At 53.0% G+C, this 2,500-nt stretch carries 1 rRNA gene (only partly in view); it reads left to right on the top strand.

Going from position 1 to position 2,500, the window contains the following annotated elements:
• Nucleotides 1-2,394: ribosomal RNA gene (locus BCV73_RS28585) — 23S ribosomal RNA — on the top strand; it begins 535 nt to the left of the window's first position.
• Nucleotides 2,395-2,500 lie beyond the last annotated feature (106 nt).

Here is a 2,500-nt window from a genome sequence, read left to right as displayed (position 1 = left end):
GGAAGGGGAGTGAAATAGAACCTGAAACCGTGTGCTTACAAGAAGTCAGAGCCCTGTTTATGGGTGATGGCGTGCCTTTTGTAGAATGAACCGGCGAGTTACGTTCCCGTGCAAGGTTAAGGTGAGAAGCCGGAGCCGCAGCGAAAGCGAGTCTGAATAGGGCGATTGAGTACGTGGACGTAGACCCGAAACCGTGTGATCTACCCCTGTCCAGGGTGAAGGTGCGGTAACACGCACTGGAGGCCCGAACCCACGAATGTTGAAAAATTCGGGGATGAGGTGGGGGTAGCGGAGAAATTCCAATCGAACTCGGAGATAGCTGGTTCTCCCCGAAATAGCTTTAGGGCTAGCCTCGGTTTTGCAGTCGTGGAGGTAGAGCACTGATTGGGTGCGGGGCCCGCAAGGGTTACCAAGCTCAGTCAAACTCCGAATGCCATCGACTGATCGACCGGGAGTCAGACAGTGAGTGCTAAGATCCATTGTCAAAAGGGAAACAGCCCAGACCATCAGCTAAGGTCCCCAAGTGTGTGTTAAGTGGGAAAGGATGTGGAGTTGCACAGACAACCAGGATGTTGGCTTAGAAGCAGCCACCATTGAAAGAGTGCGTAATAGCTCACTGGTCGAGTGACTCTGCGCCGAAAATGTAACGGGGCTAAACACACCACCGAAGCTATGGCTTGATGGTTTGCATCAGGGGTAGGGGAGCGTTGTATACAGCGTTGAAGGTATACCGTAAGGAGTGCTGGAGCGTATACAAGTGAGAATGCCGGTATGAGTAACGAAAAGATCAGTGAGAATCTGATCCGCCGAAAGCCCAAGGTTTCCTGAGGAAGGCTCGTCCGCTCAGGGTAAGTCGGGACCTAAGGTGAGGCCGACAGGCGTAATCGAAGGACAACAGGTTGAAATTCCTGTACCACCGTAAACCGTTATGAGTGATGGGGTGACGCAGGAGGGTAGTGACGCGAGCTGATGGATGCTCGTCCAAGCAGTGAGGCTGGTGTGTAGGCAAATCCGCACACTTTAAGGCTGGGCTGTGACGGGGAGGGAAAATTATAGTACCGAAGGTCATGATCTCACACTGCCAAGAAAAGCCTCTAACCAGGTGAAGGTGCCCGTACCGCAAACCGACACAGGTAGGCGAGAAGAGAATTCTAAGGCGCGCGGAAGAACTCTCGTTAAGGAACTCGGCAAAATGACCCCGTAACTTCGGGAGAAGGGGTGCCCCGGTAGTGTGAATAGCACGAGGGGGCCGCAGTGAAAAGGCCCAAGCGACTGTTTAGCAAAAACACAGGTCTGTGCGAAGCCGCAAGGCGAAGTATACGGGCTGACGCCTGCCCGGTGCTGGAAGGTTAAGGGGAGCGGTTAGGGAGTAATCCCGAAGCTGTGAACCGAAGCCCCAGTAAACGGCGGCCGTAACTATAACGGTCCTAAGGTAGCGAAATTCCTTGTCAGGTAAATTCTGACCCGCACGAATGGCGTAACGACTTGGGCGCTGTCTCAACGAGAGATCCGGTGAAATTTTAATACCTGTGAAGATGCAGGTTACCCGCGACAAGACGGAAAGACCCCATGGAGCTTTACTGCAGCTTGATATTGGATTTGGGTACGATCTGTACAGGATAGGTGGGAGCCTTTGAAACCTGAGCGCCAGCTTGGGTGGAGGCGCCGTTGGGATACCACCCTGATCGTATCTAGGTTCTAACCTGGTACCGTAATCCGGTATGGGGACAGTGTCAGGTGGGCAGTTTGACTGGGGCGGTCGCCTCCTAAAGAGTAACGGAGGCGCCCCAAGGTTCCCTCAGAATGGTTGGAAATCATTCGAAGAGTGCAAAGGCAGAAGGGAGCTTGACTGCGAGACCTACAAGTCGAGCAGGGACGAAAGTCGGGCTTAGTGATCCGGTGGTACCGCATGGAAGGGCCATCGCTCAACGGATAAAAGCTACCCTGGGGATAACAGGCTTATCTCCCCCAAGAGTCCACATCGACGGGGAGGTTTGGCACCTCGATGTCGGCTCATCGCATCCTGGGGCTGAAGTAGGTCCCAAGGGTTGGGCTGTTCGCCCATTAAAGCGGTACGCGAGCTGGGTTCAGAACGTCGTGAGACAGTTCGGTCCCTATCTGTCGTGGGCGTAGGAAATTTGAGAGGAGCTGTCCTTAGTACGAGAGGACCGGGATGGACGTACCGCTGGTGCACCAGTTGTTCCGCCAGGAGCATGGCTGGGTAGCTACGTACGGACGGGATAAGCGCTGAAAGCATCTAAGCGTGAAGCCCCCCTCAAGATGAGATTTCCCAGTATGTAAGACCCCTTGTAGACGACGAGGTAGATAGGTTGGAGGTGGAAGTGCAGTAATGCATGGAGCTGACCAATACTAATCGGTCGAGGGCTTATCCAATAAATATAAAATGTAGATTCGTTTCGTATCTAGTTTTCAGGGAGTCAAATTCCTGAATGTGTTTCGAAATTACTCTTGGCTATACGTTTTGTATACCGAGGTTATG

Source organism: Paenibacillus sp. SSG-1, from assembly GCF_002224835.1.
GTDB classification, from domain to species: Bacteria; Bacillota; Bacilli; order Paenibacillales; family Paenibacillaceae; genus Paenibacillus_AQ; species Paenibacillus_AQ favisporus.
This window is presented reverse-complemented; position numbering and strand designations above follow the sequence as displayed.